Origin of the sequence: Lentzea indica, from assembly GCF_012184385.1 — a bacterium.
Lineage (GTDB): Bacteria > Actinomycetota > Actinomycetes > Mycobacteriales > Pseudonocardiaceae > Lentzea > Lentzea indica.
The window spans coordinates 1-2066 of record NZ_VSRL01000505.1 but is presented as its reverse complement, the minus strand read 5'-3'; the positions used below and the strand labels follow the sequence as shown (position 1 = coordinate 2066).

Sequence of the window (2066 nt, the reverse complement as noted above, 5' to 3'; positions counted from 1 at the left end):
GTCGCCGGCGCGGGCTGCGGGCCGGGTGACCGAACGGGCCTGGCTGGGGGCCGCAGCGGCCTCCACCGGCTCGCCGGTGGCCACGAACCGCACCTCGCGCGCCTGACGACCCTGGTCCATGGTGACCGTGGTGAACGTGACCCGGTCGCCCTCGGCCGGCAGGTACAGCTCGTCGACCAGGGCACGCACGTGCAGGAAGACGTCGCCCGCCCCGTCGTCGGCGGCCACGAAGCCGAACGACTTCTCCTCATCGAACCACAGGACGGAGCCGTCGGCACCGTCGCCGGGCGCGACCAGAGGGGCTCTGCGGACCCCTGCGTCGAAGCTCAGCGGCACCACGTGCTGGGCCTGCGGCCCCTTCTCCCCGGCGATGACGACGAAGGCCACCCGCTGCCCGGCCGCGAGGACGCCCCCGGTGACGATGGCGGAGGAGTGCACGAACACCTCCGCACCCCCGCCGTCCGGCGCGGCGAACCCGTAGCCCTTGGCCGGCTCGTACCAGGAGACGGTGGCGAGCACGCCCAGGGTCGCGTCAGGCGCGACGTCCCCGGTGACGGCGACGTGCAGCGCCTGCGGACCGCGGGGTCCCTCACCGGGCTCGAACTCCACCGTCTGGCCCTCGCGCAGCGCCCGGGCCACGCCCTCGCCCTGCACCTGCGAGACGTGCACGAAGATGTCGTCGCTGCCGTCGTCGGGGGCGAGGAAGCCGAAGCCGCGCTCGAGGTCGTACCAGCGGACGGTTCCCTGCTGCACGGTGCACTCCTGGTCTCGCGGGTGGTCGGGGGTCCAGTGTCCCAGGCGCCGTATGTACATCCTGATCCCGACGCGCGGCAGCTCCGCCGTGAGTACATCGCCGAAGTCACCGAGTTCGCGCGCCGTCACCAGCCGTTGCCCGAGTATGCGGACGTCCTCATTACGTTTCTCGCCGATCTGGTGCTCGAACGCGCGCTGTTGGCCGACGATCTTGTACCGCTCGAAAAGTCATCGCTGCAGCTCAAGCCGCATATCGGTACTCGTTGATCACCCCGCCTACCTGGTGGCTGCGTTCCTGGAGCCCCGCCGCCTCGCTTCCGTTGACCGGTAAGCCAACGTTTCAGTTGGCGGTGGAGCAGGTCACGGCCGGGCGAGCGGGTTCAGGACCGGCGGCGACGAACCCGAACGAGGTGGTTCCCCCGGCAGCGAGCACGGCGTTGTGGCCGGCGTTGGTGACGGTCACCGCGGTCGCGTTCTGGGTCAGGGTGCCGTTCCATAGGTTGCCGATGGTGTGGCCAGCAGCCGGCTGCCACGTGATGGTCCAGCCGGTGAGGCCGCCCGGGCTGCTGTTGCGCACGGTCACCTCGACCTGGTAGCCGCCCGGCCACGAGTTGGTCACCTCGTAACGGGCATCGCAGGCGGTCGCGGTCGTGACCGTCGTGCTCGTCGCCGTGGTGGAGTTGGTCTGGGCGCTGCTGCTGGGCCGGTCGCCCTGCACGACGGTGCCGATCACAACGCCGGCGGCGACCAGGACGGCCGCACCGGCGACCATCGCGATCACCCGGCGTGGCAGGTGGCGGCGGACGAGCAGCATCCGCGTCCCGCTCTTCGGGGGCGCAGCGGGCAGCGGCAGTCCCTCCGCGACCGCCGCGAGCAGCTTGTGGGCCTCGGCCATCGTCGGGCGTTCGGCCGCGTCACGATGCAGGAGGCGCAGGAGCACCTCGCCGAGCGGGCCACCCAACCGTGGCGGCTCGAACTCCCCCCGGACCACGCGTTGCAGGAGCGCGTAGGGGTTGTCGTCCACACCGAACGGCGGCGTGCCCTCCAGTGCCGCGTAGAGGGTCGCGCCGAGGGAGAACACGTCCGAGGCGAACGTCGCCGCCTCGCCCGCCGCCACCTCCGGCGCCAGGAAGGCCGGCGTGCCGACGATCAAGCGGGCGTCGGTCACCGTGCCCTCGCCGACCGCGCGGGCGATGCCGAAGTCGGTGATCTTCGCGATGCCGTCCTCGGCCAGCAGGACGTTGAACGTCGAGACGTCCCGGTGCACGATGCCCTCTGCGTGCGCCGCCGCCAGCGCGGCGGCGACCTGCCTG

The 2066-nt window shown here is 72.0% G+C and carries 3 protein-coding genes and 1 pseudogene; 1 reads left to right on the top strand and 3 read right to left on the bottom strand.

The window, feature by feature from the left end; translation table 11 throughout:
- The coding region (locus tag FXN61_RS56870) for a cold shock domain-containing protein (RefSeq protein ID WP_376770833.1) at positions 1 to 519 on the bottom strand (519 nt) is incomplete at its 3' end.
- A gap of 30 nt (positions 520 to 549) precedes the next feature.
- Positions 550 to 753 (bottom strand): annotated as a pseudogene (locus FXN61_RS54005) (cold-shock protein); the annotation flags it as partial.
- A gap of 36 nt (positions 754 to 789) precedes the next feature.
- On the opposite strand from FXN61_RS54005, the gene FXN61_RS49060 reads away from it, so the two are divergent.
- A complete protein-coding gene (locus tag FXN61_RS49060; protein ID WP_167980586.1) occupies positions 790 to 1020 on the top strand; it encodes a hypothetical protein in 231 nt (76 codons plus the stop codon).
- A 73-nt stretch (positions 1021 to 1093) separates the two neighbouring features.
- Here the strand turns inward: FXN61_RS49060 and FXN61_RS49055 are convergent.
- Positions 1094 to 2066, bottom strand: a 973-nt coding sequence (locus FXN61_RS49055; RefSeq protein WP_167980585.1) for a protein kinase domain-containing protein, incomplete at its 5' end; no start/stop codon positions are given.